This is a genomic window from Alcaligenes sp. MMA (assembly GCF_020907215.1).
Classification (GTDB): Bacteria; Pseudomonadota; Gammaproteobacteria; order Burkholderiales; family Burkholderiaceae_B; genus Alcaligenes; species Alcaligenes aquatilis.
This window is the reverse complement of record NZ_JAJJPP010000001.1, coordinates 89,723-110,474: the sequence shown is the minus strand read 5'-3', so window position 1 is coordinate 110,474 and position 20,752 is coordinate 89,723. Positions and strand designations below refer to the sequence as shown.

General features: G+C 55.6%; 14 protein-coding genes and 1 pseudogene. 4 read left to right on the top strand and 11 right to left on the bottom strand.

Annotation, left to right across the window (positions count from 1 at the left end; genetic code table 11):
* Nucleotides 1-591: 591 nt before the first annotated feature.
* From LNA76_RS00485 to LNA76_RS00445, 9 genes and pseudogenes are all read right to left on the bottom strand, one after another.
* Nucleotides 592-2,859: pseudogene (locus LNA76_RS00485) on the bottom strand (DUF3141 domain-containing protein); the annotation flags it as partial.
* A 73-nt stretch (nucleotides 2,860-2,932) separates the two neighbouring features.
* A complete protein-coding gene (locus tag LNA76_RS00480) occupies nucleotides 2,933-4,117 on the bottom strand; it encodes an acetyl-CoA C-acetyltransferase (RefSeq protein WP_108727836.1) in 1,185 nt (394 codons plus the stop codon).
* A gap of 70 nt (nucleotides 4,118-4,187) precedes the next feature.
* Nucleotides 4,188-4,934, bottom strand: a complete 747-nt coding sequence (gene phbB, locus LNA76_RS00475) for an acetoacetyl-CoA reductase (RefSeq protein ID WP_094197451.1) — start codon at nucleotides 4,932-4,934, stop codon at nucleotides 4,188-4,190.
* Between the two features lie 5 nt (nucleotides 4,935-4,939).
* Nucleotides 4,940-5,386 (bottom strand): phasin family protein, encoded by a 447-nt coding sequence (locus LNA76_RS00470; protein WP_094197452.1) that lies wholly within the window; start codon nucleotides 5,384-5,386, stop codon nucleotides 4,940-4,942.
* A 48-nt stretch (nucleotides 5,387-5,434) separates the two neighbouring features.
* Complete coding sequence (locus tag LNA76_RS00465; protein ID WP_094197453.1) at nucleotides 5,435-6,559, bottom strand: ABC transporter permease; 1,125 nt, start codon at nucleotides 6,557-6,559, stop codon at nucleotides 5,435-5,437.
* A gap of 1 nt (nucleotide 6,560) precedes the next feature.
* Nucleotides 6,561-9,296: a ribosome-associated ATPase/putative transporter RbbA gene (rbbA, locus tag LNA76_RS00460; protein ID WP_094197454.1), complete on the bottom strand. Its 2,736-nt coding sequence runs from the start codon at nucleotides 9,294-9,296 to the stop codon at nucleotides 6,561-6,563.
* Between the two features lie 3 nt (nucleotides 9,297-9,299).
* Complete coding sequence (locus LNA76_RS00455) at nucleotides 9,300-10,379, bottom strand: HlyD family secretion protein (protein WP_230017596.1); 1,080 nt, start codon at nucleotides 10,377-10,379, stop codon at nucleotides 9,300-9,302.
* Nucleotides 10,376-11,881, bottom strand: coding sequence for an efflux transporter outer membrane subunit (locus LNA76_RS00450; RefSeq protein ID WP_094197456.1), 1,506 nt, complete (start codon nucleotides 11,879-11,881; stop codon nucleotides 10,376-10,378). The genes LNA76_RS00455 and LNA76_RS00450 overlap by 4 nt, the downstream gene beginning before the upstream one ends.
* A gap of 137 nt (nucleotides 11,882-12,018) precedes the next feature.
* Nucleotides 12,019-13,773, bottom strand: a complete 1,755-nt coding sequence (locus LNA76_RS00445; RefSeq protein WP_230017595.1) for a PHA/PHB synthase family protein — start codon at nucleotides 13,771-13,773, stop codon at nucleotides 12,019-12,021.
* A gap of 441 nt (nucleotides 13,774-14,214) precedes the next feature.
* Here LNA76_RS00445 and LNA76_RS00440 point away from each other — a divergent pair, with 441 nt between their 5' ends.
* The 3 genes from LNA76_RS00440 (at nucleotide 14,215) to queC (ending at nucleotide 16,526) form a co-directional block, all read left to right on the top strand.
* On the top strand, nucleotides 14,215-14,880 hold the full coding sequence (locus tag LNA76_RS00440; protein WP_094197458.1) for a TetR/AcrR family transcriptional regulator: 666 nt from the start codon (nucleotides 14,215-14,217) through the stop codon (nucleotides 14,878-14,880).
* Nucleotides 14,881-15,123: 243 nt separating this feature from the next.
* Nucleotides 15,124-15,798, top strand: a complete 675-nt coding sequence (locus LNA76_RS00435) for a 7-cyano-7-deazaguanine/7-aminomethyl-7-deazaguanine transporter (RefSeq protein WP_125277664.1) — start codon at nucleotides 15,124-15,126, stop codon at nucleotides 15,796-15,798.
* Complete coding sequence (gene queC, locus LNA76_RS00430) at nucleotides 15,795-16,526, top strand: 7-cyano-7-deazaguanine synthase QueC (protein ID WP_108727840.1); 732 nt, start codon at nucleotides 15,795-15,797, stop codon at nucleotides 16,524-16,526. The genes LNA76_RS00435 and queC overlap by 4 nt, the downstream gene beginning before the upstream one ends.
* 141 nt (nucleotides 16,527-16,667) lie before the next feature.
* Here the strand turns inward: queC and glyA are convergent, their stop codons facing one another.
* A complete protein-coding gene (gene glyA / locus LNA76_RS00425) occupies nucleotides 16,668-17,957 on the bottom strand; it encodes a serine hydroxymethyltransferase (RefSeq protein ID WP_108727841.1) in 1,290 nt (429 codons plus the stop codon).
* Between the two features lie 72 nt (nucleotides 17,958-18,029).
* The gene (serC, locus tag LNA76_RS00420; protein WP_230017594.1) at nucleotides 18,030-19,112 is read right to left on the bottom strand and encodes a 3-phosphoserine/phosphohydroxythreonine transaminase; all 1,083 of its coding nucleotides are present in this window, start codon (nucleotides 19,110-19,112) and stop codon (nucleotides 18,030-18,032) included.
* Between the two features lie 126 nt (nucleotides 19,113-19,238).
* Between serC and pdxR the strand changes: the two genes are divergently transcribed.
* On the top strand, nucleotides 19,239-20,744 hold the full coding sequence (pdxR, locus tag LNA76_RS00415; protein WP_094197463.1) for a MocR-like pyridoxine biosynthesis transcription factor PdxR: 1,506 nt from the start codon (nucleotides 19,239-19,241) through the stop codon (nucleotides 20,742-20,744).
* Nucleotides 20,745-20,752 lie beyond the last annotated feature (8 nt).

Sequence of the window (20,752 nt, the reverse complement as noted above, 5' to 3'; positions counted from 1 at the left end):
TGACTTGACGGCTGGCTTTGTTGCCGTGCTGACCGGATCGGACTTGGCGTCTGCACTGACGGCCTTGGCAGGCACGCTGGCAGCAGGCTTGCTTGTGGTCTGTTCCGCAGGAAACAAAGACCCAGAAGCAGACGACGTAGCGGCGGGCTTAGTCGCTGAACCTGTCGCAGGCCGTGCTACTGAGCTCGTCGTTGCAGACGTAGAGGCTGGCGATTTGCTTGTCGCCGGAGCCGCCGAACTTGCAGCGCCCGATACTGGAGTCCCGGCAGCGCTAGTTGCTTTACCCGTTTCCTTGCTGGGTTCTACCGATTTGGCCTGAGGTTTAGCCACGGCATTACTCTTTGCTTTTGTAGCGGCACCGACCTTGGTCTCCCCTACGGAGCGAGAGACAGGCTTGTCAACAGCGGGCTTAGCCGCCGCGTGAGCCGGAATGCCTGCCGTGGTTTGGGCAAGCGGTTTTGTTGCTGGCTTGGCGGCTGCTTTCACTGGCGCTGTTGCAGCTGTTTTAGCGCTCGTACCTGTTGACGATGTGCCCGTCGATTTCGCAGCCGTTTTCCTTACTGGCTGGGCCGTCCTTGGCTTGGCGGACACAGGAGCAGCCGACTTCCTGGCCACTGCTGGCGTCGTTTTAGCAGCGGCTTTCGTTGTGACCTTGCTGGCCGTTTCGGCAACGGGTTTGTCGTCCGCACTGCTCGACTTCCCGCCCTGCTCTTGTTGTTTAGCCGCTGCCTCGAACAAGCCCAACACTTCTTCAGAGGCCTTGACCACCGCCTCGGGGGCGGCATCCTGCTCGTCAATCGCACTGATCAGTTTCTTGATCAGGGACGCTACCAGACGGATTTCCTCTGGCTTATGTTTGCTCAACAGATGCGGAATCGCTTCTACGGCCTTATGACCGTGGTGCGCCAGCACCAAGGCTTGCTCGCGAATCGCTGCGCGCATTTTTTCAATATCAACGTGGCCCGTATCGTACTGCTCGCGCAAGCGCATGGCGGCATGGTGATAACGCTCATCAACGCTGTGACGCTGTTTGGCAATATGGAACAAACCGCGCAGTGCCGCTTCCAGCAAACCGCCCTCGTTCAACAAACCGTCCAGCCTGTGCATTTGCTGACGCACAAATGCCAGATGCTCAGGCGAGCTGCCAGGATGCGGGCGTGCCGGTGCAGAATCACCCGGCGCATGCCCTGCCAAGGCCATCAGCAAAGGCGAACCATACACCGTGTCAAACCAGATCTGATAAATACTGTCGCGACGGTCGCGGTAATTATTCAAGACCCGTTCCATGGCTTGGGAGAAATTCTCTTGCGCCTCCAGAAACAGATTGTCTTTGTCGACAGTCTGACGCTGCTGGCTAATGTTCTCGGCCCATTGATGAATCGTAGCGGCCCAAGGATGGGTGCTGGTCCAGGATTCGTAGGACAGGCGCATGGGATGCAAGGTTTCCAGCAGTGCAGCGGTATAAGGCGTGGTCAAGGCTTTGACCCACGGCTGTAAAGTGCTCTTGTAGAAAGCCAAGTTGATTTCCGACAAGCGTGCGGCCGCTGCAAAGCGACGGTCTGACTCAGGGTCAGGTTGCACAATCTCGGCAATTTCAGCCAGATTGCTTTGACGCACCGACATCAGATACGGGTCGTTCAGCAAGGTGTCGTCGTCAGGTGTTTCCTCGACGGTGGCCCGATAAATACCAGCAGGCAGTAGATCAATTTGATCAATGGTGCTGGCAAACTTGCGGTGCTCTTTGCTGCCTACACTGCCCGACACAAAAATACCTAAATGCCCGATACGATCATGGGTCGTAAATACAATGGTCTGGTCGTGACTGCGTACATCATCGTCGTCCAGATACAGGTCGGTAATCCAGCCCAGGGCCTGTGCTGGTGGCGTGATGTTATCGCCAAAGGAGCTGAACACCACAATCGGTGAACGGATATTACGCAGATCAATACGGATGCCATCTGAAGTCAGTAACTGAGCCGTAGACAGCTTGTTGCCGATGAACAGATTGTCCACGATGTACTGCATTTCCACATCGTTCAGAAAGACATAACCGCCCCAGTACTTCTCGAAGCCGATGTAGCGTTCGGCCTCAGTGTCTGCCTTGGCGTACACGTTGTACTGCTTGGTCCACAAGGTATTGGCAGGGTCCAGGTTCTCGAAGTTCTTGACCAGCCACGCGCCATCAAAACGGCCATTGCCCAGATCGCTGGTCATGGCGGTCAACCAGCTCCCCCCCAGCAAGCCTCCGGCATAACGCATGGGGTTGCGACCGGCCCAGTAGGACAGGGGCGCGCCGGCCAGAATCAGCGGGCCAAACAGCTCCGGCCAGACAGCAGCAGCCATCATGACCTGCCAGCCTGCCTGACAATTGCCGATCACTACCGGCTTGCCCTGACTTTCCGGATGCAGTTCAGCCGCTTTGCTGACAAAGGCGGCATGAGCACGCATCACGTCCTCGACCGTCTGGCCGGGAACAGGGTCAGGTAAAAAACCGACGAAATAGCAAGGGTGCCCGGCTTGCAGCGCGGCACCGATTTCACTGTCGGACTTAAAGCCACCGATGCCCGGCCCATGCCCGGCCCGGGGGTCTACCACCAGGAAAGGACGTTTGCTGGGATCGGTAGGCTGATCATCCGGTGCCAGAATGCGCACCATCAGATAGTTAACGGGTCGGGGAAGAGTCAGACCCGACATGACCAGTTCAGCCGGGAAGTTCAACACATTGGGCACGTCAAGCTTGCGTTGGGTCTGGTACTGATCCCCGACCTGACGCTCGATGTCGGCATACAGAATGGTGCGCTGCCAGGCATCCACAAAGTACGAGGAGACGGTCTGACCCAGGTTCCAGGGATTCATCATCCAGGAGGACCAAGCCGTGCTGTCATCACGAGACTTATCTGTCATCATCTTCTCCCTTCAATCAGCTATCTGTTCAAGCGGCCTCAATAGCAATCGCTACGCCTTGACCACCGCCAATGCACAAGGTGGCCAGACCTTTCTGGGCACCACGGCGACGCATTTCATGAACCAGTGTCACCAGCACACGCGCGCCGGAGGCACCAATGGGGTGACCCAAAGCAATGGCACCGCCATTGACGTTGACCTTGTTCATATCCCACTGCAAGTCTTTGGCCACCGCCAGCGATTGAGCGGCAAAGGCTTCATTGGCTTCGATCAGGTCCAACTGATCCAGCTCCCAGCCCACCTTCTTCAAGACCTTGCGACTGGCCGACACAGGACCAATGCCCATGATGGCCGGGTCCACGCCAGTGCTGGCCCAACCACGAATCCAGGCCAGAACAGGCAGGCCCAATTCCTTGGCTTTTTCTGCGCTGGCCAGCAACAGCACGGCAGCACCATCGTTAATAGTGGATGCATTGCCTGCCGTCACCGTACCCTCTTTTTTGAAGGCGGGACGCAACTTGGCCAGGGACTCCAAGGTGGTTTGTGCACGAGGTTGCTCGTCAGCCTCGACACGAACGGGATCGCCTTTGCGCTGAGGAACCTCGATCGGGGTGATCTCGTCCTTGAAGCGTCCGGCTTCCATAGCGGCGACAGCTTTACGCTGGGATTCCACGGCAAACGCATCTTGCTGCTCACGGCTGATGCCGTAACGCTCGGCCAGATTCTCTGCGGTAATGCCCATGTGGTAATTGTGGAAGGCATCGGTCAGGCCATCACGCAGCAAGGTATCGTCCATCATGGCATGGCCCAGACCCAAGCCGGTACGCGCCTTGTGTACGACAAATGGGGCCAGGCTCATGCTCTCCTGGCCGCCTGCCAGCACCAGATCCGCATCACCCAGGGCGATGGCCTGCGCCGCCAGATTCACCGCTTTCAAGCCTGAACCGCACAGCTTGTTCAGAGACATCGAGGGGACTTCATACGGCAGGCCGGCGTTGACCGCTGCCTGACGGGCCGGATTCTGCCCTGCACCGGCGGTCAGAATCTGGCCCAATATGACTTCATCAATCTGCTCGGCTGCCACGCCTGTGCTCTGGAGCACAGCACGAATCAGTTGTGCGCTTAAATCATGAGCGGGCACCGTCGACAGCCCCCCTTGAAAGCGGCCGATGGGGCTGCGAGTTGCAGCAACAATCGCGATATCTTTGTGCATATCCATTCCTTTCGTAAGTCGCAGGCCCGACAAGCGGGCCCATCCAGGCTGCAGCCGAACAGGGTCGGGCTTAGTACATATGCTGGCCGCCATTCATGGCGACATTACTACCTGTCATAAATCCGGCTGCCTCGCTGGCAATAAAAGCCACCAAAGCGGCTATTTCCTCGGGCTGGCCCAAACGGCCCACCGGGATGCCCGCGATAATGCTGTTACGCACTTCCTCGGGCACCGCCATGACCATCTTTGTGGCCAGATAACCGGGAGAGACGGTATTGACCGTGACGCCCTTACGCGCCACTTCCTGAGCCAGCGCTTTGGTAAAACCGTGCATCCCTGCCTTGGCGGCCGAGTAGTTGGTTTGACCGAACTGCCCCTTGCTACCGTTAATGGAAGAGATATTGATCACCCGGCCCCAAGCACGCTCCAGCATGCCGTCGATAAAAGGCTTGGTCACGTTAAATACCGAGTCCAAATTGACACGCAGCACATCGTCCCACTTGTCTTTGCTGAGCTTGCGGAACGTACCGTCGCGTGTAATACCGGCGTTATTGATCAGGATGTCGACCTGCAGGCCATCCTTCTCAATGGCTTGCGCCATTTGCTGGCACGACTCGAAATCGGCCACGTCAACGTGATAGCCCTGAAATACATACCCTGCATCGGCCTGCTCTTTTAACCAGACCTGGGCATCGGCCTCACTACGTGAATGAGTCACCAGAACATGGTGGCCCGCATCATGCAGGGCACGGGCGATCTCTTGGCCCAGACCACCCATCCCTCCTGTCACCAACGCTGTGCGTTTAACCGTAGACATACCGCTTATGCTCCCTTTTTAGTGTCTGAGGCGCTGGCAGCCGTTGCCCAAGGTGCGCCCCACTGCTTGAAAATATCCATCACAGGCACCGCCGCGCTGGTATCGCTGACGATCGCCATCACCGACTTCTGCCACGCTTCCAGCGCTTGCTGCAAGCCGGACGTAAATTCAGTCTGGTTCTCGATCGCAAGCTGATTGATGGTCTGGCTGTCATTGACACCGTGCTGGAACAAACGCCAGAAGGTGTCGGCGGGCAAGGCGGCCAAGGACTGCCAATTGCCGGTTTGCAGCAAGCTCTCGATTTCAGCGGTGGTCTGCTCCATGCTGCGCAAATTGCTCTTCTGTACAGATTCCAGCCAGCGATGTCCTCCTTCCTGCAGCAGGCGAGTGATACGCAGTTGCAACTCAACATTGGCCTTGTACAGATCCAAGGGAAGTGTTTCCATGCTCATCGAAATCTCCTTAAAGGAAAAAAGTGCCCCGTAATGGGGCCCAGCCCATCAAGCCATCTGAGAGATGGTGTTACGAAAACGCCGCAGCGACAGAACAAACAAGGCCGTTCCGATCACCAGCAGGGCTAAAAAGGGTTGCCACACGGTTTCAAGACCGGCGCCACGAAACAAAATGGCTTGTCCCAGAGACACAAAATGCGTGGTGGGGGCCAGTTGCATCAGGTTTTGAACAATTTCAGGCATGCTTTCACGGGGAGTCCGTCCGCCCGAGAGCAAGTTCATAGGCAGCAAGGTCAGCATCAGGAGCAAGCCAAACTGCGGCATGCTGCGCGACAAAGTGGCCAGATAAATGCCCATGGAGGTCATGGCGAACAAACACAGCACAGTGCCGCACAAGAACAAAGGGATGGAGCCTTCAATCGGTACGCCCAGCAAGCCACGCACCACGAAGTTCAGGGACGCAGCGGTCGCAATCAGCACCACCAGCCCCATGGCCGTTACCTTGGACGCCATGATCTCGCCCGGAGTGACGGGCATCACCAGCAAGTGTTCAATGGTGCCGTGTTCGCGCTCACGAATCAGGGCAGCGCCAGTCAGAATGATGGACAGCATGGCGACCGAGTTGATGACCTCGGCAATACTGCCGAACCAGGCTTTTTCCAAGGTAGGGTTAAAGCGCACCCGCAAAGCCAGATCCACCGGCAGGGTGTCAACGCTGCGATATCGCCGCACGAACTCGTTGACCTCGCCCATCACCACCTGCTGGATGTAGTTATTGCCAGTAAAGGCCTGACTCATGCGGGTGGCATCAATGTTCAACTGCACCTCGGGGCTGCGTCCGGCCAGCACATCACGCTGAAAATTCGGCGGAATATTCAGCACAAAAGTAAAGGCCCCGGTATCCATGCCGGAGTCCATTTCGTCGTACTCGATCATGCGCGGGTGAATAAATTCCGGCGGATAGAAAGCCGACGTAATACGCGCGGATAAGGGGCTTTGGTCCTGATCCACAATCGCAATAGGCGCATTGTTCAAGGTTTCGGGCTGGGCCGTGGCCGAGGTGTAAATCGAGACCGAAAACACATACACGATGAGCAACAGCATCATGGGGTCGCGGGCCAGACTCCATAGTTCCTTGCGGCCCAGCAACAGCACATTCTTGAGTTTTCTCATCTCACTTCTCCTGCTTTTTCAGCAGCATGACCGCCGCACCCAGGACCACCGGAATCGCCAGCGCCAGGGCCAGCAAGGCGCCCTGCAAGTCCGAGAACGTCAGGGCCTTGTTAAATACCCCACGGCTGATGTTGAACATATGTGTCGCCGGGTAAATTTCGCCTGCCCAGCGACTGATTCCTTCCATGGAGGACACGGGATTGAGTAAACCCGATATCTGCACGGCGGGCAGCATGGTGCCGATCATGGCAAAGAACATGGCAGCGATCTGACTCTTGGTGACGGTGGATGCGACCAGGCCCATGCCGGTTGAAATCACGCAAAACATCAAGGTGGCCACGCTCAAAGTCAAAAAGCTGCCCTTGATAGGCACGTCGAACACCGTGATCGCCAACAGACACATGCACAAAAAATTGACCATCGCCAGGCCGATATAGGGAATCTGCTTGCCCAGCAAAAACTCCACTCGCGTCACCGGCGTGACGTACAGATTGATGATGGAACCCAGCTCCTTTTCGCGCACCACAGACAGCGCGGTCAGCATGGCGGGCAACATCAGCAAGAGCACCGGGATCACGGCCGGCACCATGGCGGGCAAGCTCTTGACGTCCGGGTTGTAGCGATAACGGTCCTGAATACTGGCGGGAACCACCAAGGCCCCTGCCCCCAGGCGTTCCTTGGCTTGTGTCACCAGCCATTGCTGGTGCATGGCTTTCACATACCCCTGGATGGTCTCGGCCCGGGTAGGCATGGAACCATCTACCCAGGCGGCAATTTCAGGCTTGCTGCCACGTAAAACATCACGCCCAAAACCGGGCGGGATTTCAATGGCCAGCGCAATCTTGCCACGCCGCATGCGGTCATCCAGATCCTGATAGTCCGTTAACGGGGGCTGTTCCAGAAAGTAGCGTGAACCGGACAGGTTCAAGGCATAGTTCTGGCTGATACTGGTTTGGTCACGGTCCAAGACGGCATAGCGCAAATCCTCTACATCCAGCGTAATACCAAAACCCATCACAAACAACAAAATCAAAGAACCGGCCAAGGCCAAGGTGGCGCGCACCGGGTCACGACGCAGTTCCAGGGCTTCACGCCAGGTATAACTCAACAGACGTTGCAGACTGAAGTGATCGCGCTTGTCGCTATGTTCCTGGGCTACGGTGACTTGCTCGGTAGCTGGCTCTACGTCAGCTTCCGGTCCACTGGCCTCCAGCAAATAGCCGATAAACGCTTCTTCCAGACTCGCTGCGTCCCGTTTTTTCACCAGATTGGCAGGGGTGTCACTATCGAGCACCTTACCGGCGTGCATCATGGACATGCGGTCGCACCGCTCGGCCTCGTTCATGAAGTGAGTCGAGATAAAAATCGTGACCTTGTCGCGACGCGACAGCTCAATCAACAAACGCCAGAAATTGTCGCGCGCGACCGGGTCCACCCCAGAGGTCGGTTCATCCAGAATCAGCAGTTCCGGCTTGTGCACCATGGCCACGGCCAAAGACAAACGCTGGCGCATACCCAAAGGAATTGCATCGGGCAGGCGGTCCAGAATCTGCCCCAGCTCGAAGCGCTCCACCATTTCGGCCACACGGCCATCCACCTCATCCTCGGGAACGTGGAACAACTGGGCGTGCAGCACCAGGTTTTGTCGAACCGTCAGCTCGCTGTACAGAGAGAAAGCCTGCGACATGTAACCCACACGACGACGGGTATCAATGTCTTTGGGGTTCACCTCGTGGCCGAACAGCCAGGCCTGACCTTCGGATGCAGGCAGCAAGCCGGTCAGCATCTTCATAGTGGTGGACTTGCCGCAACCATTCGATCCCAGAAAGCCAAAAATCTCGCCGCGTCGAATCCGAAAAGACACATTGTCCACGGCGGTAAAGTCGCCAAAGCGAATCGTCAGCCCCTCGGCTTCAATGGCAATATCGTCTGCGTCCACATCCAGCGGCGGGATTTCTACTGCTTTGTGTCCTTGGCGCTTGTCCTCGGGCAAGAGGCGGATAAAAGCCTGTTCCAGGCTTTGGCTTTCCGTGCGTTCCAGCAACTCTTTGGGTGAACCCGTTGCCAGAATCTGGCCATCATCCATGGCAACCAGCCAGTCAAACCGCTGGGCCTCGTCCATATAGGCCGTGGCCACAATCACGCTCATGCTGGGGCGCTCGATGCGAATACGCTCGATCAAATCCCAGAACTGCTTGCGGGCCAGCGGGTCCACACCAGTGGTAGGCTCGTCCAGCAGCAGGAAATCCGGGTCGTGAATCAAGGCGCAGCACAGACCCAGCTTTTGCTTCATACCGCCCGAAAGCTTGCCTGCAGGCCGGGTAAGAAAAGGATGTAGTCCGGTACTGCGCGTCAAATCGTCAATACGACGGCGCCGCTCGGCCGCATCGTGCCCAAACAAACGGCCAAAGAACTGCAGGTTTTCTTCCACTGACAAAGTGGGATACAAATTCTTGCCCAGACCTTGAGGCATGTAGGCAATGCGCGGGCAAATCTGGTCGCGATGACTTTTTTCCGCCATATCGCCACCCAGCACCTCAATATGGCCTTCCTGAATCATGCGGGCACCGGCCAGCAGGGACAGCAAGCTGGACTTGCCCACACCGTCAGGGCCAATCAGTCCGACCATGCAAGCAGCAGGAACATCCAGGCTTAACCGATCCAGTGCGAGCGTGTCACCATAACGCTGGCTGAGCCCAACAACGCGAGCAACAGTCGCCGCTTGCTGCTTGAGCATGGTTTACTCCGTCAAGGTAGAAGTCAGCGACTCAGGCCAGTTGGCATTAGGATCCAGCTTCACCCAGGCCACACCAGGCAAGCCAGTTTTAACTTGCTCCAGGTGCTTTTTCAGCAACTCGGGGGCAATCTGAGCCTTGACGCGGAACATCAATTTTTGACGCTCCGAGGCTGTTTCTACACTTTTTGGGGTGAATTGGGCCGAACTGGCTACAAAGGACACGGTAGCGGGAACCGGAATATCAGGGATGGCATCGAGCACGAGACGGACCTCTGTACCCAGAGCCACCCTGCCGGCCACTTCGCTGGGCAAGAAGAAAGTCATGTACACATCAGACAGGTCCAGCACGTTCAACACACGGCCACCGGCACCCAATACTTCACCGGGTTGAGCAACGCGAATTTGCACTCGTCCATCTCGGGGGCTGACCAGCTTGCTGTCACGCAAGTCGGCTTCAATACGGGCAACAGCCGCAGTGGCAGCTTCCACCGCCGACTGCGCACCAATCAACTGAGCTTTAGCGGCGTTAATGGCGGCTTGCGCTGCATTGGCCTGGGCCTTGGTGGCGGCAACGGCCGCCTGTGCACCACGCACACGCGCACGGTCATCATCCAGCTCCTGCGCGGAGGCAGCCCCTTCTTTGGCCAAGGTCGTGGAACGGGCCAGACGGCGCTGGGCCGCATCCAGCTCCGACTCACGTTGACCAATCAGGGCTTTGGCGGCGATAGCATCGCTTTCACGCAAGGCAACTTGCGCCTGAGAGGCCGCCACATTGTTTTCGGCCTGACGCAAACCAGCCACCGCTTCGTCACGAGCCGCTTCCAAACTGTCTTGCTGCATGATGGCCAGCACTTGGCCTTCCTTCACAAAGTCGCCCTCATGGGCAGCAATACTCTGGATACGTCCGGCAAACTTGGTAGAGATATCAATCTCGGTCGCTTCGATACGGCCATTACCACTGACAAAACCTTCTCCAGGGCCCGTATCGGACATTTTCTGCCATGCCCACCAGCCCAGGCCCAACACCCCGGCAACGATTAGGACAGGAACAAGATTTTTTTTCAACGAAGATGGTTTGCTCATAGCTGGCTCGAGGATGGATTCGATGGAGAGGAGTTATGGGTGTTGGTCAGGGGCTCGGCAGGGTCCAGCCCACCGCCCAAGGCGCTATACATGGCAATCTGGCTGGCCAGGAGCGCACGGCGCGTTTGCACCACTTGCTGCTCCACATCCAGCAGGTCGCGCTGCGCATCCAGCACTTCCAGATAGGCGGCTGAACCGTTGTCGTAACGCATCTGTGCCAGACGGGCGCGCTCGGTCTGAGCGCTACGGGCCACCAGTTGCACTTCCAGTTGCTGACTTAACCAACGACGCGTCGACAAAGCATCCGACACTTCACGGAAAGCGGTTTGAATCGCTTTCTCGTACTCGGCGATACGCATATCACGACGCACGTAAGAGACGTCCAGATTGGCGCTGCGACGGCCACCATCAAAGATAGGCAGGGAAATCGTGGGAGCGAACATCCAGGCTTTGCTGCCGGATTCAAACAAGCCATCCAACTCAGCGCTGGCTGTGCCGAAATTGCCGGTCAAGGCAATGCGCGGGAAAAAAGCAGCGCGGGCTGCACCAATATTGGCGTTGGCTGCCCGCAACTTATGTTCAGCCGCAATAATGTCGGGCCGCCAGATCATCAGGTCAGAAGGCAAACCGGGAGCCAGCTCGGCCAACATGAGCGTGTCATTTAAAGGCGTTCCCGTTAGAGGCACTCCCGGATCAGCACCCAGTAGTTGTTGCAAGGCATGCAATTGCACAGCACGTTGCTGCTCCAGTTGGGCCAGCATGGACTGGGCTTGCGTCAGCAAGGTTTGGACCTGAGTCACATCCAGCTTGGACGTTGCTCCTACCTCATAGCGGCGGGAGAAAATACGGTAGGACTCCTGACGCGTCTCCACACTTTTACGAGCGATCTGCACGCGCTCATCGAGCTCGCGCACCACAATATAGTTAATGGCCACTTGCGAGACCAAAGCCACATGCGCGGCTTGTCGGCCTGCCTCGGTAGCCAGCCAGCCCTGCAAGGCGGCATCTTCCAGACTACGTACACGCCCCCACAAATCCAGCTCCCAACTGGTCAAACCAACCTGGGCGCGGTAATCGCCGCCCGTCACGGCCTGGCCGCTCGGGTTCATATCGCCTGGCACACGCGAACGCGCAGTCTGACCACCCACGGTAAATTCAGGAAAGCGTTCGCTGCGCTGCAAATTCAGCATGGCGCGAGCCTCATCTACCCGTAGCACAGCCACGCGCATATCACGGTTATGGTTCAGTGCCGTCTCAATGAGCTTGCTCAGAATCGGATCTGTAAAGTATTGGCGCCAGCCCAGGTCACGCGCTCGCGCCGCATTTGCCTGCTCTGCAGACAAGTCCGAATAGGCTTGCGGAACGGGGGCGGCGGGCTGCTGGTAATCGGGTGCCATCGAGGAACAACCCGCTAAGGTCAGCAGCAAGGCAGCCAGCGCGAAATGAGGGCGACGCGCAGCACTTCGATACTTGATACTCAAATCAGAGATCTGTGGGGCCATGGGAAAACATGCCTAATGAGAAAAAGAAAACTGCCGTCCAGGCAAAACAGCACGTCAGCGATAGGTTTTGTCCCCATCGCCGACATAAAACAGCGCGAAAAGCTCAGCTCGAAAGAGAGCGTGTATGAGCTGACTGCTTACTTCACTAATACGTATTGACCGGGTGCCGGACCGACAGGTGGATAACCCTGTTTAGCTGCCCCCATTTGCGGTGGCTTCACATTCGCACCCGAACGGGTTTTCAGCCATTCAGCCCAGGCGAGCCACCAGGAGCCCTGATGGGAGGCGGCTTGGGCCTGCCAATCGTCCACCAAAATGGGCGCGGTGCCTGCTGCGCGGGTATGAGTCTGATATTTGCGACGCGGATGACCCGGTTCGCTGACAATTCCGGCGTTATGCCCGCCTGTGGTCAAGACAAAGGTGATCTCAGAAGGGACCAGATAATGCAGTTTATAAACAGAGCGCCAGGGTGCTACGTGATCGGAAACCGTACCGACGCAAAAAATAGGCAAATTAACTTGCGACAAAGAAACAATACGGCCTTGTACCGGATAACGGTTTTGACTTAAATCATTATTTAAATACATGCGGCGCAAATACTGCGAGTGCATGGTGGCTGGCATACGCGTGGCATCTGCATTCCAGGCCATCAAGTCACTCAAGGGGCGACGTTCGCCCAATAAATACTTACTCACCATGGGCGCCCACAGTAGATCAGCGGAACGCAGCATTTGAAAAGCAACTTCCATCTGATTGGCGCGTAAGTACCCTTCATCAGCCATCTGGGCTTCCAGCAGGCTGACCTGGCTCTCGTCAATAAACAGGGACAAATCGCCAGGCTCGGAAAAGTCGGTTTGGGCGGCAAAAAAAGTCAGGGAGGCAAGCCTGTCATCACCATCGCGTGCCATGGCAGCGGCCGCAATGGCCAGCAAGGTGCCACCCAGGCAATAGCCGGTCGCGTGGATTTTCTGGCCGGGAACAATGGCGTTGACCGCATCCAGGCTAGCCTTCCAGCCCAGGCCAATGTAGTCGTCCATCCCGAACGCATGATCTTGGGCAACGGGGTTTTTCCAGGATAAGCAAAACACGGTATGACCTTGATCCACCAGATATTTGATCAGGGAGTTGTGCTCGGACAGATCCAGAATGTAGTACTTCATGATCCAGGCCGGCACAATCAGCACCGGCTCTGGATGAACCTGTTTGGTCGTTGGCGCGTACTGGATCAGTTCAACCAGTTCATTACGCAATACAACTTTGCCCGGAGTGGCCGCCACATCCTTGCCAACCACGAAGTCTTGCGCACCTACGGGAGGCTCACCGGCGAACTGGGCTTGCATATCCTGCTGCCAGTTTGTCAGACCACGGCTAAAGTTATCTCCATGCTCTGCAAGGGTTTTGTCCCACACCTGCGGGTTCGTCCAGGCAAAGTTGCTGGGGCTGAGCATGTTCAACCATTGCTCGACACCAAAGGCAATTAGTTTTTGATGATGGGGCTCAACACCGGCCACACCTTCCGTGGCGCTTTGCCACCATTGCTGTTGCGCCTGATAGGTTTGTCGCAGCAAATTAAAAGGCCAGCGGTCCCAGGCAGGATCAGAAAAACGGCGGTCTGTGTAGGCTGGCGTGGGGGCTGGTTGAGCAGTTTGCAAGGACTGTTGGGCCGATGCAGCCAGCTCTTGGCTCCATTCGCGGAACAACTGTTCCCACTGTTTTTGGGCCAACTGCCGTAACTGCTCTTGTTTGCCGGGGCTAAGGGCCAGATGACGTATCCAGTCCATCCAGGCAAGAAATTGTGATTCGGGGGAGATGGAACTCCAGATACGAGCCCAGGCGGCTCGTGCGGATGCGTCTAACTGTTCAGCCTGATCATGGGACTGCCTGCTAACCATTGCCACTCCGCAAAAAGTACACAAAAAACAGATACGACTGCTTAGTCTTTTTAATAATACACCAGTTTACATCTAAACTTTTTGCATACAGGTCTTTTAACAAGAAGCTATAAAAAACCTTTGCGTTAGATCAAGTTCATGACAGATAAAAAACCGCCAACGTCAGCCCCATTTGTTGTTATACCGTGCTTGTTATGAAATAAGGAAATGAAAATCAGTAAAAAACAAATAAAACATTTTTAAAAAAGGTTTTTAAAAACAAAACGCTGCATTTCAGTTAAACCCGCGAACACCCAAACACAGAGCAGAACTATTATTTCTGCAACTATGTGACAAAACAAGCAAAACGTCACGTCTCATGGAACGTAGCTTGCCAGCGGTCTGAGAAAAGCAGCCTGATATACTGCAGGCCCCATATCTTGCCCATCCACACAGGATGACATGACAGACACACACCAAAATAAACTTCATAAAAACGAAAGCACAAACAAGCGACGTTACCTGCCCTCGGCCGAGCGTAAACGCGAAATCCTGAAAGCAGCTTTTGACGAATTTTCTCACCGGGGTTTTTTGGGAACCTCGCTCGAGCGCATTGCCGCCCGCGCTGGAATCTCCAAGTCCGGCATTTACGCGCACTACAACAGCAAAGATGACGTATTCGAGGACATGCTCCGCAGCACGCTGCTGCCCCCCGAAGGCAACACCTTTGAACTTTCCGATACCTGCGAGGCAGCCACCCTGTCCTGTCTCGTGGATGAGTATCTCAATCAACTCTATGAGCGCCTGTCCAATCCGGACGTGCAAGCCATGTTCAGGCTGCTAATGACCGAAAGCGGTCGTGTCCCCGATCTGGCCCAGTATTGGGGCCAACAACTCTTGGACCAGAACTACACGGCCAACCAGGCTTTTTTTCAGTTGGGTATCCAACGAGGGCTTATCCGCCCCGATGTCAGCTCCTCAGACTACCTCCAGGCGGCCTCCCCTTCCCTGATGTGGTTAATGGTTTTGCTGGTTTTAGGCCCGCAACACTCGCCTGTACCCTTTGAAGAAGTCCGCCTCCTGCACAAACGCTTATTAATAGAGCGCCTGCAACCCGTGTCTGCCTGAGCACGCCCCCTTGAAATCAGGCAATCAAGCTCAATGGCATTGGCAAGCAGGCTTGATTGGCATGCAAGGCCTCTTATGTTGTAGGCCATAAGCCTCATCAAGCCTGACGTATAAGCGCAGCCGAGCTGCGCGCTACACTTGTGGCCACCAATTATTCCCTTGAACCGCAACTACTCGTATAATTGTCGGTTGCAGTCCATTTCCAATGGGTTCCCTCACCCCATCCACCAAAAAGGTCCAGACATGACTCTGCCTACCGTGCCGTCTTCACGGCTGTCGTTCTACTTGCGACTTCTCATTGCCTTTCACATTTTTATTGTGATTGCCAGCAATTATCTGGTTCAACTTCCCATTGAATTGTTCGGCTTCCATAGCACGTGGGGAGCCTTCAGCTTTCCCTTTGTTTTTCTGGCTACCGACCTGACCGTCCGTTTGATGGGCAAGTCCGAAGCACGCCGTGTGATTACCCGCGCCATGTTTCCGGCCCTCATCGCCTCTTATGTCGTCTCCGTGCTCTTTCATGAAGGCCAATTCAATGGCCTGCAGGCACTGGGCGAATTCAACAGCTTTGTGTTTCGTATTGCCTTGGCCAGCTTTGCCGCCTACGTCTTAGGGCAATTGCTGGATGTACAGGTCTTTGACCGCATCCGTCGCGACTACAAACAGTGGTGGCTTGCTCCAGCCGCTGCTTCGGTCTTCGGGCAGGCACTGGATACGCTGGCCTTTTTCGGTATCGCCTTCTGGCATAGCAGCAATCCTTTCATGGCCGAACACTGGGGCGAGATTGCCATCGTCGATTACGTCATCAAGCTGGGCGTCAGCCTGCTGCTGTTTGTACCTATGTATGGCGTGCTGCTCAATTCCCTGATCAGCACCATGAAGCGCCGCGCCCTAAGCATCGCGCAGGCCAAAGCATGAAGCCGCACACTCCACACCGCCGGGCCCTGGTTTTGTTTTCAGGCGGACAGGATTCGGCTACCTGCCTGGCCTGGGCTCTGGACCGCTTTGCCTTTGTGGAAACCGTGGGCTTTGACTACGGCCAGCGCAACCATGCGGAATTGCAGTGCCGTCAGACACTAAAAGACAAACTGTGCCAACGGTTCCCGCATTGGGCAGAGCGCCTGGGGCAAGACCATGTGCTCGATGCCCATGTTCTGGCTCAGATAGGTGGCAGCGCCATGACCGAATCCATGACGATCGCCATGCAGGAAGACGGTCTGCCCAATACCTTTGTGCCCGGTCGAAATCTGCTGTTCTTTACTCTGGCTGGTGCCCTGGCCTACCGCAGGGGCCTGGATACGCTGGTAGGCGGCATGTCGGAAACCGATTATTCGGGCTACCCGGATTGCCGCGACAACACATTGAAAGCGCTGCAAGTGGCATTGAGCCTGGGAATCGAGCGCCCACTGACCGTGGAAACACCATTGATGTGGCTGGACAAGGCCGACACCTGGGAATTGGCCCACCAGCTTGGCTCGGATGCTTTGGTACAACTGATTCGGGAAGACAGCCACACCTGCTACCAGAACAATCGGGAAACGCTGCATGACTGGGGATATGGCTGCGGGCAATGCCCGGCTTGTGAACTGCGGGCCAAAGGGTATGCCGACTGGCGGATACAAGACAGAACCGCAAGGCGCTCATGAGCTAAACGGATGACTGAATGGCCACTACCACCTATACCTCAAGCCTCAACATAAAAGGTGGTGGGTAAAGCCGCTTCATGTCCCAAGCAACATGCCTAAAGATAAGCCCAGTCATGCTAATGACTGGGCTTTTTCATTGAATTACAACTGCGCCGGTTCTGTCTGCACTTGATACACCGGATAGCTTCGACACAAGGTCACGATTTTTTCACGGATCTCGTGCTTGATCGTATCCAGCGTGCCTGCCTCATAGGCATCGAGCACATCGCACAAGTAGTGTGCCAACTGCTCGCAATCGGCCACGGTAAAGCCGCGCGTGGTCACAGCGGGGGTTCCGATCCGGATGCCTGAGGTCACCATGGGCGAACGCGGATCATTGGGCACCGAGTTCTTGTTCACTGTAATGTAGGCATCTGCCAAGGCATCGCTGGCCTCTTGACCGGTGTAAGGTTTGGCCGACAAGTTAATCAGCATCATGTGATTATCCGTACCGCCTGAAACGATATTATGGCCGCGCTGCATCAGTACCGCTGCCATGGCGCGGGCATTACGCACCACATTTTGCTGATAAGTCCGGAACTCGGGCTGCAGGGCTTCTTTGAACGCGACCGCTTTGGCTGCAATCAAGTGCATCAAGGGGCCCCCTTGCACGCCAGGAAACACAGCCGAGTTCAGGCGTTTGTACAAATCCTCGCTCTGCCCTTTAGCCATGATCACACCACCACGTGGGCCACGCAGGGTTTTATGGGTCGTACTGGTCACCACATGCGCGTATGGCAGAGGGCTGGGGTACTCACCTGCCGCCACCAGACCCGCCACGTGGGCCATATCCACCCAGAACCAGGCACCCACCTTGTCGGCGATCTGGCGCATGCGGGCCCAGTCCTTCACACGCGAATACGCGGAAAAGCCACCAATCAGCATTTTGGGCTTGGTCTCGATAGCAATGCGCTCCATTTCGTCGTAATCGATCAGCCCGGTTTGGATATCAACTCCGTAAGGAACAATATTGTAAAGACGGCCGGAAATATTGATCGGGTTGCCGTGTGTCAGGTGCCCGCCTTGGGCCAGGTTCATTCCCATGACCGTATCGCCTGGTTTGAGCAAGGCCAGGAACACAGCGGTATTGGCTTGCGCTCCGGCATGAGGCTGTACGTTGGCGTAGTCACAATCGAAGACGGCTTTCAGGCGCTCGATTGCCAGACGTTCAGCCACGTCCACAAACTCGCAACCGGCGTAGTAACGCTTGTCCGGGTAGCCCTCGGCATATTTATTGGTAAACACGGAGTTCTGAACCTGCATAACCAGGGGACTGGCATAGTTTTCCGAAGCAATCAGTTCTACGTGATCTTCCTGGCGGCTTTCTTCGCCTTGGATGGCCTGGGCCAATTCCTTGTCAAAATCGGACAGGCTGAGAGTGTTGTCGTACATCGCTTTTCCTTAAAAAAATTCTATCCACGTTGCGGCCACTTGCCTGGCCACTTTGCAAAGCAGGCCCACGCCCTAACCGTGCGTGCGCTCGAACTCACGCATGAACGCTCCCAGCGCCTGTACCGCGTCCAAGGTGACGGCGTTGTAGATGCTGGCGCGCAAGCCTCCTGTTGATTGATGGCCCTTCAAACCGTGAAAACCATTTTTCTGGGCTTCTTTCACAAACAAATCTTCCAAATTAGTTTCAGCAATATGAAATGGCACATTATTGATGGATCGATCGTCAGGCCAAACGCCATTGGTATAAAAACCATTGCTTTTATCAATGACGCCATAGAGATGTTGTGCTTTTTTCTTATTTATTTCATACAACACGTCTATTCCACCTACTCGCTCAATCCACTCCAGAGTCAAACCCAAGACATACCAGGAAAATGTAGAAGGGGTATTGAGCAAGGATTGCTTTTTTGCCTGAATGGAAAAATCCAACACCTGTGGCGTACTCGCTAAAGGCTTGTCTAAAATAGCAGGATTGAGCAATACCATTGTCACACCAGCGATTCCCATATTTTTCTGGGCCGAAGCGTAAATCAAATCGTGAGCCGAGATGTCAAGCGGTTTTGACATCAAGCTGGAGCAAGCATCGCATACCAATGGAATAGATGAAACGGGTGGTTTTGAAAATTGCAAGCCCTGTGCGGTTTCATTCTCTGTGTAATGCAAGTACGCTGCATCCAGATTAATATTAGATTCATTAATTTCCGGAATACGATCAAATCCAGTTTCATAAGAACTCGCTATGATTCTTACTTCCCCATATTGCCTAGCAGCATTGGCGGCTTGTTCCGACCATAACCCTGTATGTATATAGTCTGCTGTTTTTTTTTGATGAAACAAGTTCATCGGGATTTGAGAGAACTGCAGATACGACCCCCCTTGCAGGAGCAAGACGTGATAGTCCGATGGCACAGCCAGAACACGACGTACAGCGGTGTCAGTACGATGGGCAAAATCCATGAAAGGCTGGGAACGATGACTGATTTCCATCACAGAGACCCCTGTGCCGGCAAAATCAAGCAGCTCATCTCGTACTTGCAATAGAACATCCATCGGCAAGGCGCTGGGCCCTGCGCTGAAATTAAAGGGTCGGGACATACTTGTTGAGATCCTGTACAAACCTGAACGCCGAAACAGGCCCCCCCTATTTCGGCAATGACAATCAAGTCTACGAGCACAATGGTCTGACTAGTCAGACCATTAATATTCCCTGGAGCAGACCGCATGACGCGTTCGTTTGAACTGGATACCTTGAAGATGCGTCTTAACGATGACGAACTTCAATCCCTGGATCTCCATCAGCGCATCCAGCGTGCCTTGCGGGCATTGATTCTGGATGGCGCGCTGGGCCCCGGGGTCAAGCTGCCTGCTACACGCTCCCTGGCCAAGTCCCTGAGCATGGCCCGCGATACCGTTGAAAACGCCTATGTTCAGCTCCATCGCGACGGCTTTATCGTGCGTCGTGAAGGCTCGGGCAGCTATGTTTCCGAATCAGTAGGCACCGAGCTGCGTGGCAGCGCCTACCGTCGTATCAAAGCTCAAGATCTGAAACGCAGTGTGATGGAACCGGGCACCGGTTTAAGCCGTCGCGGTCGCGCCGTGTTTGAAAGCGGCGGCATTGCTGATCAACAAACTATCAAAGCCTTTGCCACCGGCTTGCCGGAAACCCGCAACTTCCCCACCGATGTCTGGGAGCGCCTGCAACGTCAGGCCATGAAAGACTATCGGGCCAACATCCTGCTGCACGGTGACCCGCAAGGCACCGAGTCCCTGCGTAAAGCGATTGCCGTCTACCTGAATCTGGAGCGTGGCGCCAAAGTCTCGGCCGACCAGATTCTGATTCTGAGCAGCACACGCCAAGCCTTATTTCTGTGCGCGCAATTACTGGTCGATGCCGGCAAGCCCATTCTGGTTGAAAACCCCGGCTACTTCGGCGCCCGTAAAGCATTTGAAGCGGCCGAGGCCCGTGTGGTGCCCATTGGCGTGGACAGACAAGGGCTGCGCACCGATTTGCTCAATGAGGACCGAAGCGGCGCGAACTGTATTTATGTGACACCCTCGCACCAGTACCCCACCGGGGCCACCATGTCACTGGAACGCCGTCTGGAACTCATCCACTGGGCGGCAGAAAATGGCCGCTGGATTATGGAAGACGACTACGACAGCGAGTTTCATTACGACGGGCTGCCCACCGCATGCGTGCAGGGTCTGGATAAATACCAGCGCACGATTTACTTAGGCACCTTCAGCAAAACCCTGTATCCGGGCCTGCGCATGGGCTATATGGCGCTGCCGCCCGAACTGGTCAAACCCTTTACCCAGGCACGCAGCATCATGGACGGCCACACACCGCAAATCCTGCAGCTGACGCTGGCCCGCTTTATGGAAGACGGACACTACAACTCTCATATTCGCGCCATGCGCAAGTTGTACGCAGGACGACGGGAAATCATGCTGGAAGCCATCGAGCAGCACTTGCAAGGCATTGTTCGTGCTGCCCGACCCGAAGGTGGTTTGCAGATTCCCTGCTTTCTGGAGCCGGGCTGGTCAGAGGAGCACACCTTGCGCCGCGCCTTAAGTGCCGGGGTTCAACTGCCAGGTTTGAGCCGTCTGTACATTGGTGAGGAAAAACAACAGGGCTGGTTACTGGGCTATGCGTCTCTGACCGCTTATGAAATCGAGTCAGCCATGTTGCGTCTGGCCAACGCCCTACGTCAGGGCAAAGGCTAAAGGAGCCG